The organism is Actinophytocola sp. (assembly GCF_035942955.1).
In the GTDB taxonomy this organism is placed as follows: domain Bacteria; phylum Actinomycetota; class Actinomycetes; order Mycobacteriales; family Pseudonocardiaceae; genus DASYTH01.
On the sequence record NZ_DASZCQ010000182.1, the window covers coordinates 1 to 20,852 of the forward strand.

The 20,852-nt window shown below is 73.6% G+C and carries 14 protein-coding genes; 2 read left to right on the plus strand and 12 right to left on the minus strand.

Features of this window, described 5'->3' with window-relative positions; genetic code table 11:
- Nucleotides 1–1,008, plus strand: a 1,008-nt coding sequence (locus tag VGX25_RS17935; RefSeq protein WP_326918956.1) for a neutral zinc metallopeptidase, incomplete at its 5' end; no start/stop codon positions are given.
- 58 nt (nucleotides 1,009–1,066) lie between these two features.
- Here the strand turns inward: VGX25_RS17935 and VGX25_RS17940 are convergent.
- From VGX25_RS17940 to VGX25_RS17955, 4 genes are all read right to left on the minus strand, one after another.
- The gene (locus VGX25_RS17940; protein ID WP_326918957.1) at nucleotides 1,067–1,516 is read right to left on the minus strand and encodes a hypothetical protein; all 450 of its coding nucleotides are present in this window, start codon (nucleotides 1,514–1,516) and stop codon (nucleotides 1,067–1,069) included.
- 133 nt (nucleotides 1,517–1,649) lie between these two features.
- Entirely contained in the window at nucleotides 1,650–2,714 is a 1,065-nt protein-coding gene (locus VGX25_RS17945) for a potassium channel family protein (protein ID WP_326918958.1), read from the minus strand.
- A 16-nt stretch (nucleotides 2,715–2,730) separates the two neighbouring features.
- Entirely contained in the window at nucleotides 2,731–5,979 is a 3,249-nt protein-coding gene (locus tag VGX25_RS17950; protein WP_326918959.1) for an ATP-dependent helicase, read from the minus strand.
- A gap of 100 nt (nucleotides 5,980–6,079) precedes the next feature.
- The gene (locus tag VGX25_RS17955; protein WP_326918960.1) at nucleotides 6,080–9,277 is read right to left on the minus strand and encodes an ATP-dependent DNA helicase; all 3,198 of its coding nucleotides are present in this window, start codon (nucleotides 9,275–9,277) and stop codon (nucleotides 6,080–6,082) included.
- 79 nt (nucleotides 9,278–9,356) lie between these two features.
- Here VGX25_RS17955 and VGX25_RS17960 point away from each other — a divergent pair, with 79 nt between their 5' ends.
- Entirely contained in the window at nucleotides 9,357–9,677 is a 321-nt protein-coding gene (locus VGX25_RS17960) for an MGMT family protein (protein WP_326918961.1), read from the plus strand.
- 312 nt (nucleotides 9,678–9,989) lie between these two features.
- Here VGX25_RS17960 and VGX25_RS17965 read toward each other — a convergent pair whose 3' ends face one another.
- The 8 genes from VGX25_RS17965 to VGX25_RS18000 all read right to left on the minus strand — a co-directional run bounded on the left by VGX25_RS17965 (nucleotide 9,990) and on the right by VGX25_RS18000 (nucleotide 20,852).
- Entirely contained in the window at nucleotides 9,990–10,982 is a 993-nt protein-coding gene (locus VGX25_RS17965; protein ID WP_326918962.1) for a pirin family protein, read from the minus strand.
- 46 nt (nucleotides 10,983–11,028) lie between these two features.
- On the minus strand, nucleotides 11,029–11,715 hold the full coding sequence (locus VGX25_RS17970) for a sirohydrochlorin chelatase (RefSeq protein WP_326918963.1): 687 nt from the start codon (nucleotides 11,713–11,715) through the stop codon (nucleotides 11,029–11,031).
- Complete coding sequence (locus VGX25_RS17975) at nucleotides 11,712–12,833, minus strand: uroporphyrinogen-III synthase (RefSeq protein WP_326918964.1); 1,122 nt, start codon at nucleotides 12,831–12,833, stop codon at nucleotides 11,712–11,714. Before VGX25_RS17975 ends, VGX25_RS17970 begins: the two co-directional genes overlap by 4 nt.
- Nucleotides 12,834–12,892: 59 nt before the next feature.
- Nucleotides 12,893–13,240, minus strand: coding sequence for a nitrite reductase small subunit NirD (gene nirD, locus VGX25_RS17980; RefSeq protein ID WP_326918965.1), 348 nt, complete (start codon nucleotides 13,238–13,240; stop codon nucleotides 12,893–12,895).
- The gene (nirB, locus tag VGX25_RS17985) at nucleotides 13,237–15,750 is read right to left on the minus strand and encodes a nitrite reductase large subunit NirB (protein ID WP_326918966.1); all 2,514 of its coding nucleotides are present in this window, start codon (nucleotides 15,748–15,750) and stop codon (nucleotides 13,237–13,239) included. Before nirB ends, nirD begins: the two co-directional genes overlap by 4 nt.
- A 130-nt stretch (nucleotides 15,751–15,880) precedes the next feature.
- Nucleotides 15,881–17,410, minus strand: coding sequence for an MFS transporter (locus VGX25_RS17990; RefSeq protein ID WP_326918967.1), 1,530 nt, complete (start codon nucleotides 17,408–17,410; stop codon nucleotides 15,881–15,883).
- Nucleotides 17,407–18,843 (minus strand): FAD-dependent oxidoreductase, encoded by a 1,437-nt coding sequence (locus VGX25_RS17995; RefSeq protein ID WP_326918968.1) that lies wholly within the window; start codon nucleotides 18,841–18,843, stop codon nucleotides 17,407–17,409. The genes VGX25_RS17990 and VGX25_RS17995 overlap by 4 nt, the downstream gene beginning before the upstream one ends.
- Complete coding sequence (locus VGX25_RS18000) at nucleotides 18,840–20,852, minus strand: molybdopterin oxidoreductase family protein (protein WP_326918980.1); 2,013 nt, start codon at nucleotides 20,850–20,852, stop codon at nucleotides 18,840–18,842. The genes VGX25_RS17995 and VGX25_RS18000 overlap by 4 nt, the downstream gene beginning before the upstream one ends.

A 20,852-nucleotide genomic window follows, 5' to 3' on the forward strand; every position in this document is an offset into this window, starting at 1 on the left:
CACTACCCGGCCGCGTTCGCGCGGCGCAGGTCCAACACCGGCGCCATCGTGGCGACCGTGGTGGTGGCCGTGCTGGTCCTCGCGGCCGGCCTGATCGGCGTGATCACGGTGTCCGGCAAGAGGGATCGCGTCGCCGACGCCGGCTACGACTACTCGGAGACGAGCTCGGCGACCACGACCACCGAGGACACCGAGACGACCACGGCCACCACCAGGACGACCAGCCGGGCCGCCAGGACCACGACGACCGCGGCCAGGACGACCCGAACGAGCGCGACCCCCACCGGCCCGCGCCCGGTGTACCGGCTCGGCGACAACCCGCTGTTCAGCATGACCAACGGGACGACGGCGGTCACCTGCCAGCTGTCCACCTGGCGGACCGACCCGCAGGCGGCGGCCGACTTCTTCGCCAGCGCGCTGCCCTGCCTCGAGGCCGCGTGGGCGCCGGTGCTGCAGCGGGCCGGCCTGCCGTACTTCGCGCCGCGGCTGGAGTTTCCGGTGGGGACGAACTGGACCAGCCCGTGCGGCTCGGTCGCCGCCGGCGTCGCCGCGGCGTTCTACTGTGGACAGAACGCCACCATCTACATGCCGTTCGACGGGCTGCAGACCGAGCAGTACGGCGCCCACCCCGGCGTCTACCTGGCCGTGTTCGCGCACGAGTTCGGCCACCACGTCCAGCAGCTGTCCGGAGTCTGGGAGACCTACTGGCAGGCCCGGTACGACGCCGGCGCCGACACCCCCGCCGGGCTGGAGCTGTCCCGGCGCGCCGAGCTGCAGGCGCAGTGCTTCTCCGGGATGTTCCTGGCCGCCACCTACCCACGCGGCTCGGTCGACGACAACATCCTCACCGAGGCGCGCACCACCCAGGACCGCGGCGACCACAACCCCGACGCCCCGCGCGACCACGGCTCCGACGCGCACTCCACGGCCTGGTGGGAGCAGGGCGCCCAGAAGAACCGCACCGGCGAGTGCAACACCTGGCTCGCCGCCCCGGCCGACGTGGCCTAGGAGCGGACACGAGACCGGGTGGGCGGGTGGGTTGGCCTCGCGGCAGCGACCATCGGAGCTAGGGGCGGCGGGTGAACCGGGTGAGGTCGGGTGGGACGAACCGGCCGAGGACCGGCACCGGTCGGCCGCGCGGGCCGCGGCGCACGAGGAGGTAGTAGGCGGCGCCGGCGATGCCGGACACCGCGAGCAGGAGCAGGCCGAGTCGGCGGGCGTTGCCGCTGTCCCCGGTGGCCGCCTGCGCGGCGTGCACCACGAGGTCGGCTCCGCCGGAAGTCACCCTGACCTCGACGGGCTCGTCGGACCGGTGCCCGCAGGCGTCGAGTCTGGCCTGCTCGTCCCGCCCGTCGATGGTGTAGCGGACCGTCTCCATCGCGCCGGGGCGGTCGCACGGCTGGCCGGTGACCACGGTGGCCTCCACCACGCGGCCGCTCGAGGCATCGGCCGAGGAGAAGCCGAATAGCCCGAACGTGCCGATGACCACCGCGATGACGACGCTGAGTAGAAGCACGCCAGCCGATAGAGCGATCCAGCGCGCGTTGCCGGGTGGTAGCCGGGAAGTGAAGGGCACGCGGGGTATCCGCACACCCGGATCGTCGCAGACCGCGCAAGGGTTCCCGGAACGTGTGCCGGGGTCGGGGCCGTCACTCCTCGGCGGGGGTGACCTTCTTGACGTACAGCAGCCGGTCGCCCTGCTCGAGGGCGTCGGCGGCCGGGTGGTCGACCCGGTAGAGCTTCCCGTCGCGCACCACGCCGAGCACGATGTCGGTCAGGTGCCGCGGTGAGCCGCCCACCTCGCCGGGCTCGACGTCGCGCTCGGCGATGGCCAGGCCGTGCCCGGGTGTGATCAGGTCCTCGACCATCTCCACCACGCTGGGCGTCTGGGTGGCCATGCCGAGCATCCGGCCGGCGTTCTCGCTCACCACCACCACCTGGTTGGCGCCCGACTGGCGCACCAGATGGACGTTCTCCGCCTCCCGGACCGAGGCCACGATCTGCGCGTCGGGGGCGAGCTCCCGGGCGGTCAGCGTGACAAGGACGGCGGTGTCGTCCCGGTTGGTGGCCACCACCACGGCCCGCGCGTTCGGGACGCCGGCCACCCGCAGCACGTCCGAGCGGGTCGCCGAGCCGTGCACGGTCACCAACCCGAGCGCCGATGCGGCGTCCAGGATGGACTGATCGGTGTCGACCACCACGATGTGCTCCGGATCGGTGCCGTCCGACAGCACCGAGCTCACCGCGGCCCGCCCCTTGGTGCCGTACCCGACGACGACCACGTGGTCACGCACCCTCGACCTCCAACGTTGGATCTTGAACGCCTGCCGGGACCGCTCGGTGAGCACCGCGAGCGTGGTGCCGACCAGGACGATCAGGAACAGCACGCGCAGCGGGGTGATCACCAGGATGTTGACCAGCCGGGCCGACTGGCTGACCGGGGTGATGTCGCCGTAGCCGGTCGTGGACAGCGACACGGTCGAGTAGTAGATCGCGTCGAGGAACGACAGCCCGTCGCCGGCGGCGTCCCGGTAGCCGTCCCGGTCGATGTAGACGATCAGCACGGCGGCGAACAGGGCCAGCAGCGCCCAGATGATCCGGCGGACGATCGACACCACCGGGCTGGTGCTGCTCTCCGGCATCCGGATCACGCCGACCAGGTTGTGGTCCGGCCGGTCGGTGAGCCGATCGGTGGGCAGCCTCAGCCTCTTCACGAGGCGGAGGTTAGCGCTACGCGGACGGCACCGAGCGCAGCAGGTCGCGCAGGCCGCGGATGTCGAGCAGGTCGGCCGGCCGCAGCGTGCGGTCGTAGCGCACGTAGTGGAACGCCGCCCGCACCCGCTCGATCGGGGTGCCGGACAGCCCGGCCCACGCCAGCCGGTAGGCGGCGAGCTGCACGGTCAGCGCCGGCTGCGCCTCGCGCGGCGGCGGCAACCCGGTCTTCCAGTCGACCACGGTCCACCCGCCGTCCGGGTCGGCGAACACCGCGTCCATCCGGCCGCGCAGCGAGACCCCGTCCACCTCGCAGGCGAACGGCACCTCCACCTCGTGCGGCACGCGGTTGGCCCAGGTGCTGGCCAGGAACGCGGCCTTGAGCTCCTCGAGGTCGGCGTCGGGCACGGCGCTGCCGTCCGCGGCGCCGGGCAGCTCGTCCACGTCGAGCAGCGCCCGGGAGCCGAACCGCTTCTCCAGCCACACATGGAAAGCCGTGCCCCGGCGGGCCACCGGGTTCGGTGGGTACGGCAGCGGCCGGCGCAACCGGCGGGCCAGCGCCTCCGGGTCGGCGGCCAGCTCGACGAGCTGGCTGACCGACAGCTGGTCGGGCAGCGCCACCCGCTCCCGCCGGGCCGACGCCGCCGCCCGCTCGGCGATCAGCACGTCGGTGTCGCGCACCCAGCCGTCCGGGTCGTCGTACAGGGTCAGCTGCTCGGCGCCCGACGACGCCCGCAGCGCGGCCAGCTCCTCGCGGACCAACCTGGCCCCCTCCTCGACCCCGGATCGCCTGTCGCGCAAGGGATCCACCGGCCAAGACGCGGTGCGCTCCGCGGCCAGCAGCGGGTTGTCCGCGTCCGGCTCCGGCGGGTCCGCCCGGTGCTCCACAGCCTGTGGGTCCATTGTGGACAAAAGATCGGCGGTCTCGGTGAAGAACTCCGACGGTCCGCGCGGCCGCGATCCGGTGCGCCCCCACCAGTGTGCGGACAGCAGCACGGTGTGGGCCGACCGGGTGAGCGCGACGTAGAACAGCCGCCGCTCCTCGATCAGGTCGCGCTCGGCGAACTCCTCGGCGTGCGCGGTGAGCGCGATCTCCACCTCCTTGCGGTTCGCCGCCCCCTCGACGTTCAGCCGCGGCAGGTCCTGGGCGTCGCCGCGCAGCTCGGCGGGCAGCTCGGTGACGTTGCGCAGCCAGCAGGAGGCCCGCCTGCGGCTCGGGAAGATCTCGTTCACCACGTGCGGCACCGCCACGATGTCCCACTCGAGGCCCTTGGCCGAGTGCACGGTGAGGATCTGCACGCGGTTGTCCACCACCTCGACCTCGCCCGGCTCGAGGCCGTCCTCGGCGCTCTCCGCGGCGGCCAGGTAGTCGAGCAGGGCCGGCAGGCTGGCCGACGGGCTGGTCTCGGCGTAGTCGGCGACGACGTCGGCGAACGCGTCGAGGTGGGCCCGGCCGACCCCGCCCGGCCGGGCGCTGGCCTCGATGTCCAGCAGCATCGTCCGTTCGACGTCGGCGACCAGCTCGGGCAGCGGCTGGCCGAGGCGGCGGCGCAGTGCGGTCAGCTCCGCGCCGAGGTGGCGGATCCGCCGGTAGCCGTCCGGGGAGTACGCCTGCGGGTCGCCCGGATCGTCCAGCGCGTCGACCAGACCGGCCTGCTCGGCCCCCTCCCCCACGACGGCGTCGACGGGTGTGACCGAGGCCGTCTGCGGGGCGTAGGCCTGCGCCAGCTCGGCGGCGCGCCGGGCCAGCGCGGCCAGGTCGGCCGGGCCGATCCGCCAGCGCGCGCCGGTGAGCAGCCGGGCCGCGGCGGTGCCGGCCAGCGGGTCGATCAGCACCCGCAGCGTGCTGACCAGGTCCCGGACCTCCGGCTCGTCCAGCAGACCGCCGAGCCCGACCACCTCGACCGGCAGGCCGCGGGCCCGCAGCGCGGTGGCCAGGTCGGCCATGTCCGCCCGGCGCCGCACCAGCACCGCGGTGGTCGGCGGGCTGCCCGTCTCGTCCACAATGGACTTCCAGCGGTGGGCGACGGCGTCGGCCACCCAGGACACCTCGGTGTCCACATCGGACAGCAGGGCGCACCGGATGTCTCCTGCCGCCATCCCTTCCCTGGCACGCAGCTCGTCGACGGCCAGCCCGGCGGCGCGCAGCGGGCCGGCCACCAGGTTGGCCATGGCCAGGACCTCCGGCGGGTTGCGGAAGCTGGTCAGCAGCCCGTACCTGCGCGCCGGCTCGAGCCGCTTTCCTTCCCTACGCGGGAAGTCGGTGGTGAACCGGGGCAGGTTGGCCGCGCTCGCGCCGCGCCAGCCGTAGATGGCCTGTGCCGGGTCGCCGACCGCGGTGATCGCCATCGGCTCCTGTGCTCCGAACAGCGAGCGCAGCAGCACCCGCTGGGCATGGCCGGTGTCCTGGTACTCGTCGAGCAGCACGGCGCCGTACCGGTCCCGCTCGCCGCGCACGACCTCGGCGTGCTCGCTGGCCAGCCGCGCGGCCAGGGACATCTGGTCGGCGAAGTCGATCGCCCCGTCCCGCCGCTTGCGCTCGGCATAAGCGTGCACGAGCGGCAGCAGCGCCACGCGGAACCGTTGGGTGGCAACGACTTCCTTGAGATCCTGGGACAGCTCGGCGCGCTGCCGGGGCGCACGCGGCGCCGACTCGATCAGCGCGCACAGCGCCTCCGCGTGCTCGGCCAGCTTCTCCTCGTCGACCAGGTGCTCGGCCAGCTGCCCGGACAGCGCCAGCAGGTACCGGGTCACGGTCACCGGAACCCGGTCGGTGTCCAGGTCCCGCGTCCAGGTCGACACCACGCGATGCGCGAGCTGCCAGCACGCCGTCTCGGTGAGCAGCCGCGCGCCCGGCTCGGCCGGCAGCCGCAACCCGTGCTCGGCCACCAGCCGCCCGGCGTAGGCGTGGTAGGTCAGCACGGTCGGCTCCCCCGCCAGCACCGCGATCCGCCGCTCCCCGCTGGGATCCAGCTCGTCGAGTAACCCCGACCCGGCCAGCCGGCGCAGCCGCGCCCGCACCCGCTCGCCGAGCTGGCGGGCCGCCTTCCGGGTGAACGTCAACCCCAGCACCCGCTCCGGCGTCACCATCCCGTTGGCCACCAACCACACCACTCGCGCGGCCATGGTCTCGGTCTTGCCCGCCCCCGCCCCGGCCACCACCAACGCCGGCTCGGCCGGCGCCGCGATCACCGCCTCCTGCTCCTCGGTCGTCGCCGGCAACCCCAGGGCCGCCGCCAGCTCCCGGGGGCTGACCGGGCCGCTCATACCAGCACCTCGCAAGCTCGGTAGCCGGCAGAACCCAGCCGAAAGTTCGCTCGTTCCTCGGCGACGGGGCGGTATCGATGATCCGCTCCGCAAGCTCCGCTCATGGGACCTGGCGGCCGCTGGGGTGGAGGGGGCAGCTGGTGCGGACCGGGCAGCGGGGGCAGTCGGGGTTCTCCTTGGCGGTGTAGTCGGGGCCGACGGTGGCGGCGGCGGCCTGGTGGACGATATCGAGCCAGTGCCGGGCGCTGTCGCGGTCGAGGGGATCCTGGGTGCGCTCGGCGGCGCCGGTGCCGCGGTGCCGCTTGGAGACGTAGAGCAGGCGGGCGCCGCCGGGCTGGGAGTCGAGGCCGAGCGAGGCGAACGCGCCGTACGCGGCGGCGAGCTGGTACATGGCCAGCTGCGGGTGCTCCTTGGCGTCCTCGGCGCTGACCGGGACCTTGCCGGTCTTGATGTCGACGACGACCGGATGTCCGTCCACATCGGACTCGAGGCGATCGACCCGGCCGCGCAGGCGGACCTTCGGACCGTCCGGCGCGGGCGGCAGGGTGACCGAGACCTCCCGTTCCACGGCCACCTCGGTGAGCTCGGACCGGCTCGCGCGCAGCCAGGTGAGGAAGGTGTCCATCATGGCGTGCACCCGGGCGCGCTCCCGCCGGGAGAACCAGGGGGCGCCGGCGTCGACCGCGTCCCAGGCGCGATCCAGCTCGGCGCGCAGCTCGGTGTCGGTCATCCCGGACGCGGCCGCCTGGGCCAGCGCGTGCACCAGGTTCCCGGTGACAGCGGCAAGCTCGGCCGGGTCGGCGCCGCCGTGCCGCTCCACCATCCAGCGCAGCGGGCAGCGAACCAGAAGTTCCACTATGGACGGTGAGATCGCCACGGTCTCACCCTTGGCGCGCAACGGTTCGGTGCTGGACAGCCGGGGCAGGCCGTACCAGCCGTCCGGGTCGGCGCCGGGCACGCCGGCGTCGGCCAGCCGGGCGAGCTGGCGCGCGGCCTGGCTGCGGCGGTCGGCGGGCAGCGTGCCGTCACTGACCGCCCTGCGCAGCTCGCCGACCAGATCGGCGAGCAGCAGCGCGCGCTGCGGGGCGGCGATCGGGACGACGGGCTCGCCCCCCTCGGCGGTGTCCGCGCCGGCCAGCTCGGCGAGGAACCGGGAGGGCTGCTCCTCCTCGCCGCGGATCGCGCTGACCAGCAGCCGGCGCCGGGCCCGGCTGGCCGCCACGAGCAGCAGCCGGCGCTCCTCGGCCAGCAGCGGCGCGGTGGCCGACACGCCGTCCGTGGCGTCCACTCCGGACAGCACGTCGACCAGCCGCTCGACGCCGAGCAGCGAGCCGCGCAGCCGCAGGTCCGGCCAGGTGCCTTCCTGCACACCGGGAATGGCCACCACCGTCCACTCGCGACCGACCGCGGCGTGCGCGGTGAGCACCGAGACGGCATCCCCGCGGGGCGCGGACGGGGCCAGCGTGTCCCCGACGATCCGTTGCGCGGCAAGGTAGTCGGCGAACCCGGCGACCCCGGAGCCGGGCAGCCGGTCGGCGTAGCGCTCGGCGGCATGGAACAGCGCCACGATCGAGTCGAGGTCACGATCCGCTTGCGCGCCAACCGTTCCGCTGCGTGACGCCTGCCCGGCCAGCCGCTCCTCCAGCCCGCTTTCCTGCCACACCGCCCAGAGCACGTGCTCGACGGTGGCGCCGTCGGCGATCGCCCGGCGCGCGGTGGCCAGCAGTGAGGCGACCCGGCGCACCGGGGCCGCCTCGCCGTCGTCAAGCGCCGCCAGCCGGTCGTCGTCGGTGAGCACCTCGACGATCAGCTCGTCGCTGGACCGCTCGCCGCCGGCGGCCAGCTCCAGCCGGCGCAGCCCGCGGCGCAACCGGCGCAGTGCCAACGGATCCGCGCCGCCGAGGGCCGAGCTCAGCAGCGTGGCCGCGCGCTCGGGGGTGAGCGCGGCGGGCACCGCGGCGCAGCGCAGCAGCGTCAGGAACGGCCGCACGGCCGGCTGCTCGGCCAGCGGCAGCTCGTCCCCGGTGGTGGCCACCGGAACGCCCGCCGCGGCCAGCGCCCGGTGCAGCACCGGGATCGAGCGGGTGGCCGAGCGGACCAGCACGGCCATCTCCGACCACGGCACCCCGTCGATGAGCCGGGCCCGGCGCAGCTGGTCGGCGACCCAGTTGGCCTCGGCGGCCGCGGTGGCGTGCAGCCGGATCTCCACCCGGCCGGGGTCGCCCGCCCGCTCCTCGAGGAGGGCGCGGCGCCGCTGTCCCGGCAGCCGGGCGGCCAGCCGGCCCACCGCCGCGGCGATGGCCGGGGCCATCCGGTAGTGCGTGGTCAGCACGACGGTCGCGCCCTCGTCGGCCTGCTCGAGGAGCCGGGAGTCCGCGCCGCGGAAGGAGAACACGGTCTGGTCCGGGTCGCCGGCCAGGACGAACTCCTTCGCCGACCGGCCGAGCATGCTCACCAGCCGGAACTGCTGCGGATCGAGGTGCTGCGCGTCGTCCACCAGCAGGTAGCGCACCCGAGCCCGCTCGGCGGCGAGCAGCTCGGGATCGGTCTCGAAGGCCAGCAGCGCGCTGGCCACCAGCTCGGCCGCGTCCAGGGCCGGGGCGCTGGCCAGGGCCGACGCGCTGTCCGCGGCCCCGTACAGCAGCGTGACCTGCTCGTACTGCTGGGCGAACCGGCCGGCCGCGACCCACTCCGCGCGCTTGTGCCGCCGGCCAAGCTCGATCAGATCCTCCGGCCCGAGCCCGCGCTCGGCGGCGCGCAGCATCAGGTCCCGCAGCTCCTCGGCGAACCCCGGCATGCCGAGGGCCGTGCGCAGGTGCGCCGGCCAGTTCGGGGCGCCGGCGGCCAGGTCGCCGGCGAGCAGCTCGCGGATCACCGCGTCCTGCTCGGGGCCGGAAAGCAGCCGGGGCCGGGGCAGGTCGTGCAGCACGGATTGCAGGCGTAGCACGGAGAACGCGTAGGAATGCACCGTGCGGACCATGGGCTCGCGCACGGTCCGCGGCACGTCGCCGTCGTCGTCGGCCGACGTGAGCAGCCCGGTGATGCGCGCCCGGAGATCGGCCGCCGCCCGCCGGCTCGCGGTCAGGACCAGCAGCTGCTCGGGGTCGACGCCGCCGACCTGGATCCGGTCGGCGGCCACCTCGGCGAGCAGCGTCGTCTTGCCGGTGCCCGGCCCGCCGAGCACGCGCAGGAAGCCGTCGGCGCCGGCCAGCACCCGGCGGCCGGCCGCGTCCCACTGCGGGACCGGCCGGGCAGTCGCGGGTCGACGCACGAGCCGCGGCGCCTGGATGATGGCCACCCGACGATGGAAACACCGCGAGCCCTCCAGATCGGGGACCGACACGGGTCATGTCGGACCTTGCTGAGAAAGTGCAGGCATGCACGACGAGCTGCACGAGCGGATCCGGAAGATCGTCGCCACGATTCCACCCGGATCGGTGGCGTCCTACGGGGACATCGCGGAGTTGGCCGGGGCGCCGTCGCCCCGGCTGGTCGGCCGGGTGCTGGCCGAGGACGGCGCGGATCTGCCGTGGCACCGGGTGTTGCGGGCGGACGGCACGCCCGCGCACCACCTGGCGCACCGCCAGCTGGAGCTGCTGCGCGCCGAGGGCGTGCTGGCCGACGGTCAGCGGGTGAGCATGCGCCGGTACCGCTGGGATGCCGTCGAGGTGCTCGAGGACCCCAGCCTGTTCGACTAGCCGTGTTTCTAGCTCGGGCTGTGTTTTCTAGCTCGGGCAAGGCCGCCGGTCGCCTTCGGCGAACGGCCTCGGGTTGAGTTGCGTGGTGGGTTGCGGGCCGGGGTGGGGGTTGGGTGTCGTGGGTGGTGGGCTGACGACGCCTGCGGGCAGGGCTCGTTCCTCGCCCTGCCCTTGTCGTCGTGTGGCGGCCGCCCTCGCCAAAGATTTGCCGACCCCAGCGCAGTTGACCCCAGCGCAGTTGAGCTCAGCGGAGTTGAGCTCAGCGCAGTTTCGAGACGCGAGCTACGCGGTCGGGCAGTTTCCCGACGTCGGTCAGGTCAGCTTCTCGTCGGCCGAGGTGCGGTGCGCAAGGTGCTCGGCCGGGATCTGGCCGAGCCGGCCGGCCTGGAAGTCCTCGATGGCCTGGATGATCTCCTCGCGGGTGTTCATCACGAACGGGCCGTAACGGGCGATCGGCTCCCTGATCGGCTGGCCGCCGAGGACGAGGATCTCCCAGCCGGTCGGGGAGTTCGCCGGTTGCGTGTCGGCGGCCCGCATGGTGATCGCGGCGCCGGGGCCGTACACGGCGAGCTGGCCCTCCTCGAGCGGGCGGCGCTCCGGGCCGACGGTGCCCCGGCCGGAGAGCACGTAGACCATGGCGTTGAAGTCCTCCGGCCATGGCATCGCCAGCCGGGCGCCGGGGCTGACGGTGGCGTGCAGGTAGGTGATCGGCGTGTAGGTGACGCCGGGCCCGTCGTGGCCGGCCAGCGTGCCGGCGATCACCCGGACCAGCGCTCCACCGTCCACACTGGACAGAAGAGCGGCGTCGCGGGCCTCGATGTCCTGGTAGCGCGGCCGGACGAGCTTCAGCTCCCGCGGCAGGTTAACCCACAGCTGCACGCCGTGGAACAGCCCGCCCTTGGCCACCAGCTCCTGCGGCGGCATCTCGTTGTGCAGGATGCCGGCGCCGGCGGTCATCCACTGGGTGGCGCCGTCGGTGATCAGCCCGCCGCCGCCGATCGAGTCGGTGTGCTCGAAGGCGCCGTCGATGATGTACGTGACGGTCTCGAAGCCGCGGTGCGGGTGCCACGGCGCGCCCTTCGCCTCACCGGGGCCGTACTCGACCGCGCCCATGTGGTCGAGCAGCAGGAACGGGTCGGCCAGCGAGAGGTCGACGCCGGGAAACGGCCGGCGCACCTGGAAGCCCTCGCCCTCGAGGAACCGTCGAGCCGGCACGATCCTGCGCACCCCTCGCCAGGACGTGGCCGACTCGGACAGCTCCGGCAGGCGGGGCAGGGTCAACGTGTCGGCGGTGATGGCAGGCATCTCGCCTCCTCACTCCCGGCCACCCTGGACGGCGACCTCTCACGCCCTACAAGTTAGTTGCGTGCTCAATTATTCCCGGGCTCCGGCAGCAGAGCGCCTCCACGTAGCGCCGCGCGATCAGCTCGGCCACCCGGGGATGGGCGCCGATCGGCTCGGCGACGACCCCGGCCCCGCAGCCGGCGACGGCGCGGTGGAACAGGCCGGGGGCGAGCAGCCAGGACGCGACCGCGACCCGGCCGGGCAACTGCCCGACGAGGTCGCCGACCCGGGGCGCGGTCGTGGTGACGTACCCGATCCGCACGTGGCTGCCCGTCCGGGCGCCGAGCAGGACCGCCGCCCGGCGCACGTCGGCCAGCGCCCGCGGATCCGACGAGCCGGCCGCGGCCAGCACCAGCGTGTCGCCGGGGCGCCAGCCGGCCGAGATCAGCCGGTCGTGCGCGGCGGCCACCAGCCCCGGCGCGGGGCCCAGCGGCGCTGTGATCAGCGCCCGGCCGCCGACCTGGGCCGGGATGTCGACCCGGACGTGGTAGCCGGACGCCAGGAAGGCCGGGACCACGACGGCCGGGCCGGCCAGGCGGCCCAGCACCGTGCCCACGTCGGGGGCGCGGACGTCGGCGAAGGCGACCAGGACCGCGACGCCGCGCAGCCGGACGCGAACCTGCTCGGCGATCTCGTGCGCGACCGTGGCGCCGGCCGGATCCCGGGTGCCGTGCGCCGCGAGGACGAGCGTCATGAGTAGTCGACGGCGAGGCGGTAGCCGCGCTTGACGACGGTTTGGACGAGGTGGGGTCGGCCGAGCGCGGCACGCAGGCGGGCGATGGCGGTCTCGACGGCGTGCTCGTCCACCGTGGCCGTTCGGCCGGAGTGGCGGCGCAGCACGCCGGCCAGCGCGCGGCGGGACAGGACGTGGCCGGGGGTGGCGGCGAGCGCACGCAGCACGGCCATCGGGGCCGGGGGAACCGGGCGGAGCTCGCCGTCGATCACGACGGCCTGGCCGCGCAGCTCGAGGTCGGTCGAGCCGACGGTCAGCCGGATCGCCCGCGCCGGCAGCGCGACGGACAGCTCGCGGACCAGCGCGCCGATCCGCCCGCGGGCCGGCTGGACGACCGGAATTCCCTTGCGCGACAAGGGGCCCGCGGTGATCGGGCCGACGCAGGCGACCAGCACCTGGGAGCGCAGCAGGTCCACCAGCTCGTCGAGCCGGCCGCCCCGCTCGGCCGCGCGCAGCACGCTGGCCGCGGCCGGGGCGCTGGTGAACGTCAGCGCGTCGACCTGGCCGGCCAGCACGGCGTCGAGCAGCCGCTCGAGCGGCGCCGGGTCGGCCGGGCCGGTCCACCGGTACACCGGGATCTCGACGACATCCGCGCCGTCGGCGCGCAACGCGTCCACGAACTCCGGCAGCGGCTCACCGTGCAGCTGCACCGCGATCCGCATACCGTCCACTCCGGACTCCAGCAGGTACTCGAGCAGCTCGGCGCTGGCCTCGGACTCCGGCGACCAGTGCTCGACCAGCCCGGCGGCCCGGATGGCGCCCTTGGCCTTCGGGCCGCGGGCCAGCAGCCGGGCCGGGGACAGCTTGGCGCGCAACGCATCGCCCAGCCCCCACCCCTCGGCCGCCTCCACCCAGCCGCGGAAGCCGATCCCGGTGGTCGCCACCGCCACGTCGACCGGCCCGTCAAGCAGGCTGCGGGTCGCGCGCAGCAGCTCGGTGTCGTCGTCGAGCGGGATGATCCGGATCGCCGGTCCGTGCAGGACGGTGGCGCCGCGGCGTTCCAGCAGCGCGCCCAGCTCGTCGGCGCGCCGGGCCGCGGTCACGCCGACGGTGTAACCGGCGAGTGGTGACGCATCCACGCGCATTTTCTCCCCACCCACCGTCCCGCCACCGCGTCCCCGGTCCTCCACGGCGAGGGTCACAGCGACCTCACCAGGACGGTCCCGTCCTCGCCGAGCAGCACCGGGTAGACGGCCACGGACACCGTGGGATCGTCCACACATACCCCTGTGCGCAGGTCGAACGCCTGCTTGAACACCGGCGACACGGCCACCGGCACCCCGCCCCGGTCCCCGACGATACCGCGGGACAGCACCGCCGCGCCGCTGAACGGATCCACATTGGACAGCGCGAAGACGGCGTCGTCCTCGGTACGGAACACGGCCACCTGATCGCCACCGGGCAGCAGCGCCGCCACCCCGCGATTGGGCTGCAGCACCGAAACCCGGCACACCGCGATCCAGGTTCCCTCGTGCAGAGCGGTCATCGTCCCACTACCTCCGGAATGCCCAGCTGGACCGGGACCCGCTGCCCGCGCTCCTCTCTGAACGATATGGTCGGGTCCGGTGTGCCGGGTGCGTTGACGAACGACGTGAACCTGGCCAGCTTCTCCGGGTCCTCGAGCACCCCGCGCCACTCGTCGGTGTACGACTCGACATGGCGCGCCATCGCGGCCTCGAGGTCGGCGCAGATGCCGAGGCTGTCGTGCACGATCACGTCCCGCAGGTGGTCGAGGCCGCCGTCCATGGCCTCGAGCCAGCCCGCGGTCCGCTGCAGCCGGTCCGCCGTGCGGATGTAGAACATCAGGAACCGGTCGATCAACCTGATCAGCGTCTCGGCGTCGACATCGGACACGAGGAGGTCGGCGTGCCGCGGCCGGAACCCGCCGTTGCCGCAGACGTAGAGGTTCCAGCCGTGCTCGGTGGCGATCACGCCGAAGTCCTTGCTCCTGGCCTCGGCGCACTCCCGGGCGCAGCCGGACACGGCGGCCTTCACCTTGTGCGGCGCCCGCAGCCCGCGGTAGCGCAGCTCGAGCCGGATCGCCATGCTCACCGAGTCCTGCACCCCGTAGCGGCACCAGGTGGTGCCCACGCACGACTTCACCGTGCGCAGCGCCTTTCCGTAGGCGTGCCCCGACTCGAAGCCGGCATCCACCAGCCGCCGCCAGATCCGCGGCAGCTGGTCCACCGTGGCGCCGAACAGGTCGATCCGCTGCCCACCGGTGATCTTGGTGTAGAGCCCGAAGTCCCGCGCCACCTCCGCGATCACCAGCAGCTTGTCCGGGGTGATCTCCCCACCCGGGATGCGCGGGATCACCGAGTAGGTCCCGTTGCGCTGCAGGTTGGCCAGGAAGTGGTCGTTGGTGTCCTGCAGGGTGGCCTGCTCGCCGTCCAGCACGTGCCCGGCGCCGAGCGAGGCCAGGATGGACGCCACCGCCGGCTTGCACAGATCGCAGCCGTGTCCCCTGCCGTACCTGGCGATCAGCTCGCTGAAGGTGCGGATGCCGGTCGACGACACGATCTCGAACAGCTCGGCCCTGCTCTGTCCGAAGTGCTCACACAGCGCCTTGGACTGCACGACCCCGGCCGCCGACAGCAGCTGCTTGAGCATCGGCACGCACGATCCGCAACCGGTGCCCGCCTTGGTGCACGACTTGAGCGCCGGCACGTCCGCGCAGCCGTCGACGATCGCGCCGTCGATCGTCTGCCTGGTCACCGCGTGGCACGAGCAGACCTGCGCGTCGGCCGGCAGCGCGCCGACCCCGATCCCGCCGCCGTCGCCGGCCGGGGCGATCAGCGTGGCCGGATCGGCCGGGAGGTCCCGCCCGACCAGCGGGCGCAGCATGGTGTACGCCGTGGCGTCGCCGACAAGCACGCCGCCGAGCAGCGTCCTGGCGTCGTCGGACACCACGAGCTTCTTGTACGAGCCGGAAACCGCGTCGTTGAACACGACCTCGAGGGCGCCCTCGGCCTTGGCGTGCGCGTCGCCGAAGCTGGCCACGTCGACGCCGAGCAGCTTGAGCTTGGTCGAGGTGTCCGCACCGGGAAAGGTCGCCGCGCCGCCGAGCAACCGGTCGGCGACCACCTCGGCCATCGCGTAGCCCGGCGCCACCAGCCCGTACACCCTGCCCTCGATGCAGGCGCACTCACCGATCGCGTACACGTTCGGATCGCTCGTGCCGCAACCGGAGTCGACGACGATCCCGCCGCGGGCGCCGAGCTCGAGGCCGGCCGCGCGGCCGAGGTCGTCGCGCGGCCGCACCCCGGCGGAGAACACCACCAGGTCGAGGTCGAGTTCGGTTCCGTTGGACAGCACCGCGATCAGCCGGTCCCCGTCCTTGGCGATGGACTGGGTGGAGGTGCCGGGGTGCACGGTGACGTCCAGGCTCTCGATCAACCGGCGCAGCAGCGCCCCGCCGCCCTCGTCCACCTGCAACGGCATCAGCCACGGGCCGAGCTCCACTACGTGCGGGGACAGTCCCATGTCCCGCAACGCCTTCGCCGCCTCGAGCCCGAGCAGGCCGCCGCCGACCACCATGGCCGCCCGCCGCCCCCGCTGCGACGCTGCGGCGAGGGCGGTGGCCCGGATCGCGTCCAGGTCCTCGATGGTCCGGTACACGTGGCAACCGGGCAGATCCCGGCCGGGAACCGGCGGCACGAACGGGTAGGAGCCGGTGGCCAGCACCAGCTTGTCGTAGGCGTGGACGGATCCGCCGGCCGTCGTCACGGTGCGCGCGGCCCGGTCGACCGCGACCACCGGATCGCCCAGCCGCAGCGTCACAAGCGGGTCGCCGCCGTAGTCCGCGCCGTCCAGCTCGAGCTCGCGCGCGTCCCAGGAGTCCACATAGGACGATAGGTTCACCCGGTCGTACGCCGGGCGGGGTTCCTCGGCCAGCACCACGACCCGCCAGTCCCCGCCGGCGTCCCGGTCGCGCAACGCCTGAACCAGCCGGTGGCCGACCATGCCGTTGCCGACGACGACCAGTGTCCGCGCCATCCGTCCCGAACCTCCTCGCTCCTCGATAGCCATGCTCACCCGCGGCCGTGTCGAGGTCGGGTCAGCGTCGTTTCGCGACTGTTAAGGGATCCTCCCGCCGCAGGTCAGCGGCCGGTGCGTGGCGAACACCTCACACCCGGGCGTAGGCGAGGCTGGGGACCCGCTGAACGGCGAACGACTTGCGCAGGTAGAAGAACCAGGTCAGGAACGCGAACACGACGTAGGCGCCGAGGAAGACCCACAGGGCCGAGGTGGACCAGTCGGCGTTGGCCTGGGCCACGGCGAGCTTGTCCGCCACGGTCCTGGCAGCGTTGACCTTGGCCGTGACGTCCAGGCTGGACTGCCGGAACACCACCTGGATCAGGAAGCCGCCGAACGCGCCGATGGCGCCGGCGATGCCGATCACCGCGGCCGCCTCGCGCTTGTACCTCAGCATCGTCGGCGCGGGGTCGAGCCCCTTCTCGGCGACCTCCTTCTTGCCGAGGGCGCTGAAGATGAGCGGGATCATCCGGTAGGTGGAGCCGTTGGCCGCGCCGGAGGCCATGAAGATCACCATGTAGGAGGCGAAGAACAGCGGGAAGCTGTGCTCGTTCACGCCGACCATGGCCAGCGCGGTGAACAGCCCCATGACGATGAAGCAGCACAGCGTCACCCGCGAGCCGCCGATCCGGTCGGACAGCCAGCCGCCGAGCGGCCGCACCACGGAGCCGATGAGCGCGCCGAGGAAACCGAGTCCGGCGAGGTAGGTGGCGACGAACGGGTTGGCCGCCAGGAACTCCGGGAAGGTGTTCTTGATCACTAGCGGCAGCGCGAACGAGTAGCCGATGAACGAGCCGAACGTTCCGATGTAGAGGATCGACATGATCCAGGTCTGGCCGTGCCGCAGCGCGCTCACGTACGACCTCGCGTCCGACCTGGCGTCGGTGATGCTGTCCATGAACAGCCACGCGCAGATGGCCGCCGTGACGACGAACGGGATCCACACCAGACCGGCGTAGGCCAGGTGCACCTCGTGCTGCGGCAGCCTGGCGGCCCCGGCCGGCACTCCGACTATGACCACGAGCGGCACCACGATCTGCACCACCGCCACGCCGAGGTTGCCGCCCGCGGCGTTCATGCCGAGCGCGAAACCCTTGTGCTTCTCCGGATAGAAGAACGAGATGTTGGCCATCGACGAGGAGAAGTTGCCACCGCCGAAGCCCGCGGTGGCCGCGCAGATCAGCAGCACCCAGAACTGGGTGCCGTGCGACTGCGCCGCGAGCCACCCGCTCGGCACCAGGAACGCCAGCAGGATCGACGGGATGAGCAGCAGCGACGCGCTCATCGTCGTCCACATTCGCCCGCCGAACCTCGGCACCGCGAACGTGTAGGGGATCCGCAGGGTGGCGCCGATCAGGTTCGGTACCGCGGTCAGCCAGAACATCTCGGCCAGGGTCATCGACAGGCCGGCGTTGCCCAGGTTGATCACGACCACCGACCAGAGCGCCCAGACGGCGAAGCCGAAGTGCTCGGCGAAGATCGAGAAGAACAAGTTCTTGCGGGCGATCCGGCGGCCGGTGCGCGCCCAGAACTCCTCGTCGTCGGGGTTCCAGTCGTCGATCCAGCGGCCGCCGCGCCGCACCTTCGGCTCGGCGGGCTTGACCTCCACGTCGATGCTCATGTCGCTCCTTCCGCGGCAGACAGCCATTCGGCGATCCCCTGAACGGCGTCCCGGCAGCCACCGCAGCCGGTGGTGGCGCGGGTTGCCGAGGCCAGCTCGCCGACCCCGCGCGCGCCCGCCCGCCAGGCATTGACGAGCTGGCCCTTGCTGACCGTGTTGCACCGGCAGACCACCGCCGACGCCGGCAGATCCCCCGGGCCATGGGCGGCCGGAACGCCCGCGACGGCCCGGCCGAGCAGCAGCGCGAGCCGGTCGGAGGGCGCGGGCCCGCCCCGGTCGAAGAGCTGGGTGATGGTGGCCGCCGCGTCCGGCGCGCCGAGCACGATCGCGCCGGTCACCCGGCCGTCGCGGACCACCAGCTTGGCGTAGCGCCCGCGGGCGGGATCCTGCAGGCACAGCACCTCGGCGTCGGCACTGTCCACTTCGGTGTGCACGTCGCCGAGCGCGGCCAGGTCCACGTCGCGCGCCTTGAGCCGGGTGACGACGGGAGTGCCGCGGTACCGTGCCGCCGGGTCGGCTCCGGTGATCAGGTCGGCGAGCACCGCGGCCTGCTCCCAGGCCGGCTGCACCAGCCCGGACACCGTTCCCGGGTGCCGCGCGCAGTCGCCGATCGCGTGCACCCGGGGATCGTTGGTGCGCAAGGAATCGTCCACCACGATGCCGCGGTCGACGGTCAGCCCGGCGGCCTCGGCGAGCCCGGTCTCCGGCTTCACCCCGGCCGACACCACGACCAGGTCGGCCGGGACCAGGCTGCCGTCGTCGAGCTTGAGCCCGTCGCCGGTGAGGTAGCGCGCGGCGCACACACCGAGCCGAACCTCGATCCCCAACCCGGCGAGGGTCCGCGCGAGCACCTTGCCGCCCGCGGGATCGAGCTGGCGCTCCATCAGGTGCCCCACCGGGTGCACGACCGTGACCAGGCAGCCGCGGCCGACCAGCCCGCGCGCCGCCTCCAGCCCGAGCAACCCGCCGCCGAGCACCGCGACCGGGGTGCCCGGCTTGGCGGTCCGAAGGATCCGCTCGCAGTCGTCCAGCGTGCGGAACGCGACCACGCCCGGCGCCAGCGACCCGTCGTCGGCGACCAGTCCCTCGGTCGGCGGCACCCAGGCCCGGCTTCCGGTCGCCAGCACCAGAACGTCATAGTCCACAGTGGAGCCATCGGACAGGCGTACCCGCCGGGCCGCCCGGTCGATCTCCCCGACCGCGACGCCCAACCGAAGGTCCACCCCGTCCGCCTCGCGCAGCCGCACCGCGTCCGGCGTCAGCGATCCGCCGATGACCGCCGACAGCAGCACCCGGTTGTAGGCGCGGTGCCGCTCCTCCCCAAGCGCGGTGATCGACACCCGGTCGCCGTCCGGATCCCGCCACCGGAGCTCCTCGGCCAGCCGTGCGCCGGCCATGCCGTAGCCGGCGATCACCACCCGCCGGCGGCTCATGATCCGACCTCCGCCGGGGCGATGCGGACCGCGCACACCTTGAACTCGGGCATCCGGCTGGTCGGATCCAGCGCGGGAATCGTGATCAGGTTGGCGCGCTGGGCATCCGGGAAGTGGAACGGCAGGAACACCAGGTCGGGGCGGATGGACGCGACGCACCGCACCCGGGCGCGCACCGCACCACGCCGGGACGTGACCACGGCCGCGTCCCCGTCGGCGAGCCCGGCGCGCTCGGCGGTGTCCGGGTGCACCTCGACGAACGCCTCGGGCACGGTGTCGGCCAGCTCACCGATCAGCCGGGTCTGCGCGCCGGACTGGTAGTGCTGCAGCACCCGGCCCGTGGTGGCCTGCAACGGAAACTCCCGGTCCGGCGGCTCGGCCGGTCCACTGTGGTCGACCGCGACGAACCGGGCCCGGCCGTCGGAGTGCGCGAACCGGTCAAGGAACATCCTCGGCGTGCCCGGATGATCGGCCGCCGGCACCGGCCAGTGCAGCGCCGCCCCGTCCCGCAGCCGCGCGTAGCTGACCCCGGAGTAGTCGGCGGGCCCGCCGGCCGAGGCCCGGCGCAGCTCGTCGAAGACCAGCTCCGGGTCGGCGGGGAACCGCTCCGCTGGCTCGCCGAGCCGCACGGCGAGCCCGCGCAGCACCTCCAGATCGGTCCGCACCTCCTCGGGTGGCTCCACTGCCTTGCGACGCAACAGGATCCGTCCCTCCAGGTTGGTCAGCGTGCCGTCTTCCTCGGCCCACTGGGTGACCGGCAGGACCACGTCGGCCTTGGCGGCCGTCTCGGACAGCACCACGTCGGCCACCATCAGGAAGTCCACATCGGACAGCCGACCGGCGATCCCGGCGGCGTTCGGCGCGGACACGACCACGTTGCTGCCGAACACGAGCAGCCCGCGCGGCCCGGTCGCGGTGCCGAGCGCGTCCAGCAGCTCGTAGGCCGACCGGCCGGGCCCCGGCAGCGACTCCGGCTCGACGCCCCATACCCGCGCCACGTGCGCACGGGCGGCCGGGTCGTCGATGCGGCGGTAGCCGGGCAGCTGGTCGGCCTTCTGCCCGTGCTCGCGTCCGCCCTGACCGTTGCCCTGCCCGGTCAGGCAGCCGTAGCCGCTGCCAGGCACCCCCGGCAGGCCGAGCGCCAGCGCGAGGTTGATCCACGCGCCGACCGTGGCCACGCCGCTGGCGTGCTGCTCGGTGCCGCGCGCGGTCAGCACGTACGCGTGCTCGGCGCCGGCCAGCAGCTCGGCGGCCTTGCGCTGGTCGGTGGCCGCCACCCCGGTGACCCGCTCGACCCGCTCCGGCCACCACGCCGCCGCGATCCGCCACGCCTCGTCGAACCCGCCGGTGCGCTCGGCGATGTAGTCCTTGCGCAGATGGCCGTCGGCCACCACGGCGTGCAGAATTCCCAGTGCCAGAGCCAGATCCGTACCCGGCGCGGGTTGCATGTGCAGCGTGGCCTGCTCGGCGGTCGGGGTGCGGCGCGGATCGACGACGATCAGCCCGCCGGACGACCGGGCCCGGTCGAGGTGCTGCACGAACGGCGGCATCGTCTCCGCCGGGTTCGCGCCGACCAGCAGCACCGCGTCGGCGCCGGCCAGATCCGTTACCGGGAAAGGAAGCCCGCGGTCCACGCCGAAGGCGCGGATGCCCGCCGCCGCGGCCGAGGACATGCAGAACCGGCCGTTGTAGTCGATCTGCGAGGTGCGCAGCGCGACCCTGGCGAACTTGCCGAGCAGGTAGGCCTTCTCGTTGGTCAGCCCGCCACCGCCGAACACCGCGACCGCGTCCCGCCCGTGGTCGGCCTGCAGCCTGATGATCGTCGACGCCACCAGGTCCAGTGCCGCGTCCCAGGTAGCCGGTCGCAGTTGTCCGTCCATCCGGATCAGCGGCACGGTGAGCCGGGCCGGGGAGGTGAGCAGGCTGCCCGCGGTCCAGCCCTTCTGGCAGAGCCCGCCGCGGTTGGTCGGGAACCGCCGCGGCGCCACCTCCGTGCCGGTCATGCGCAT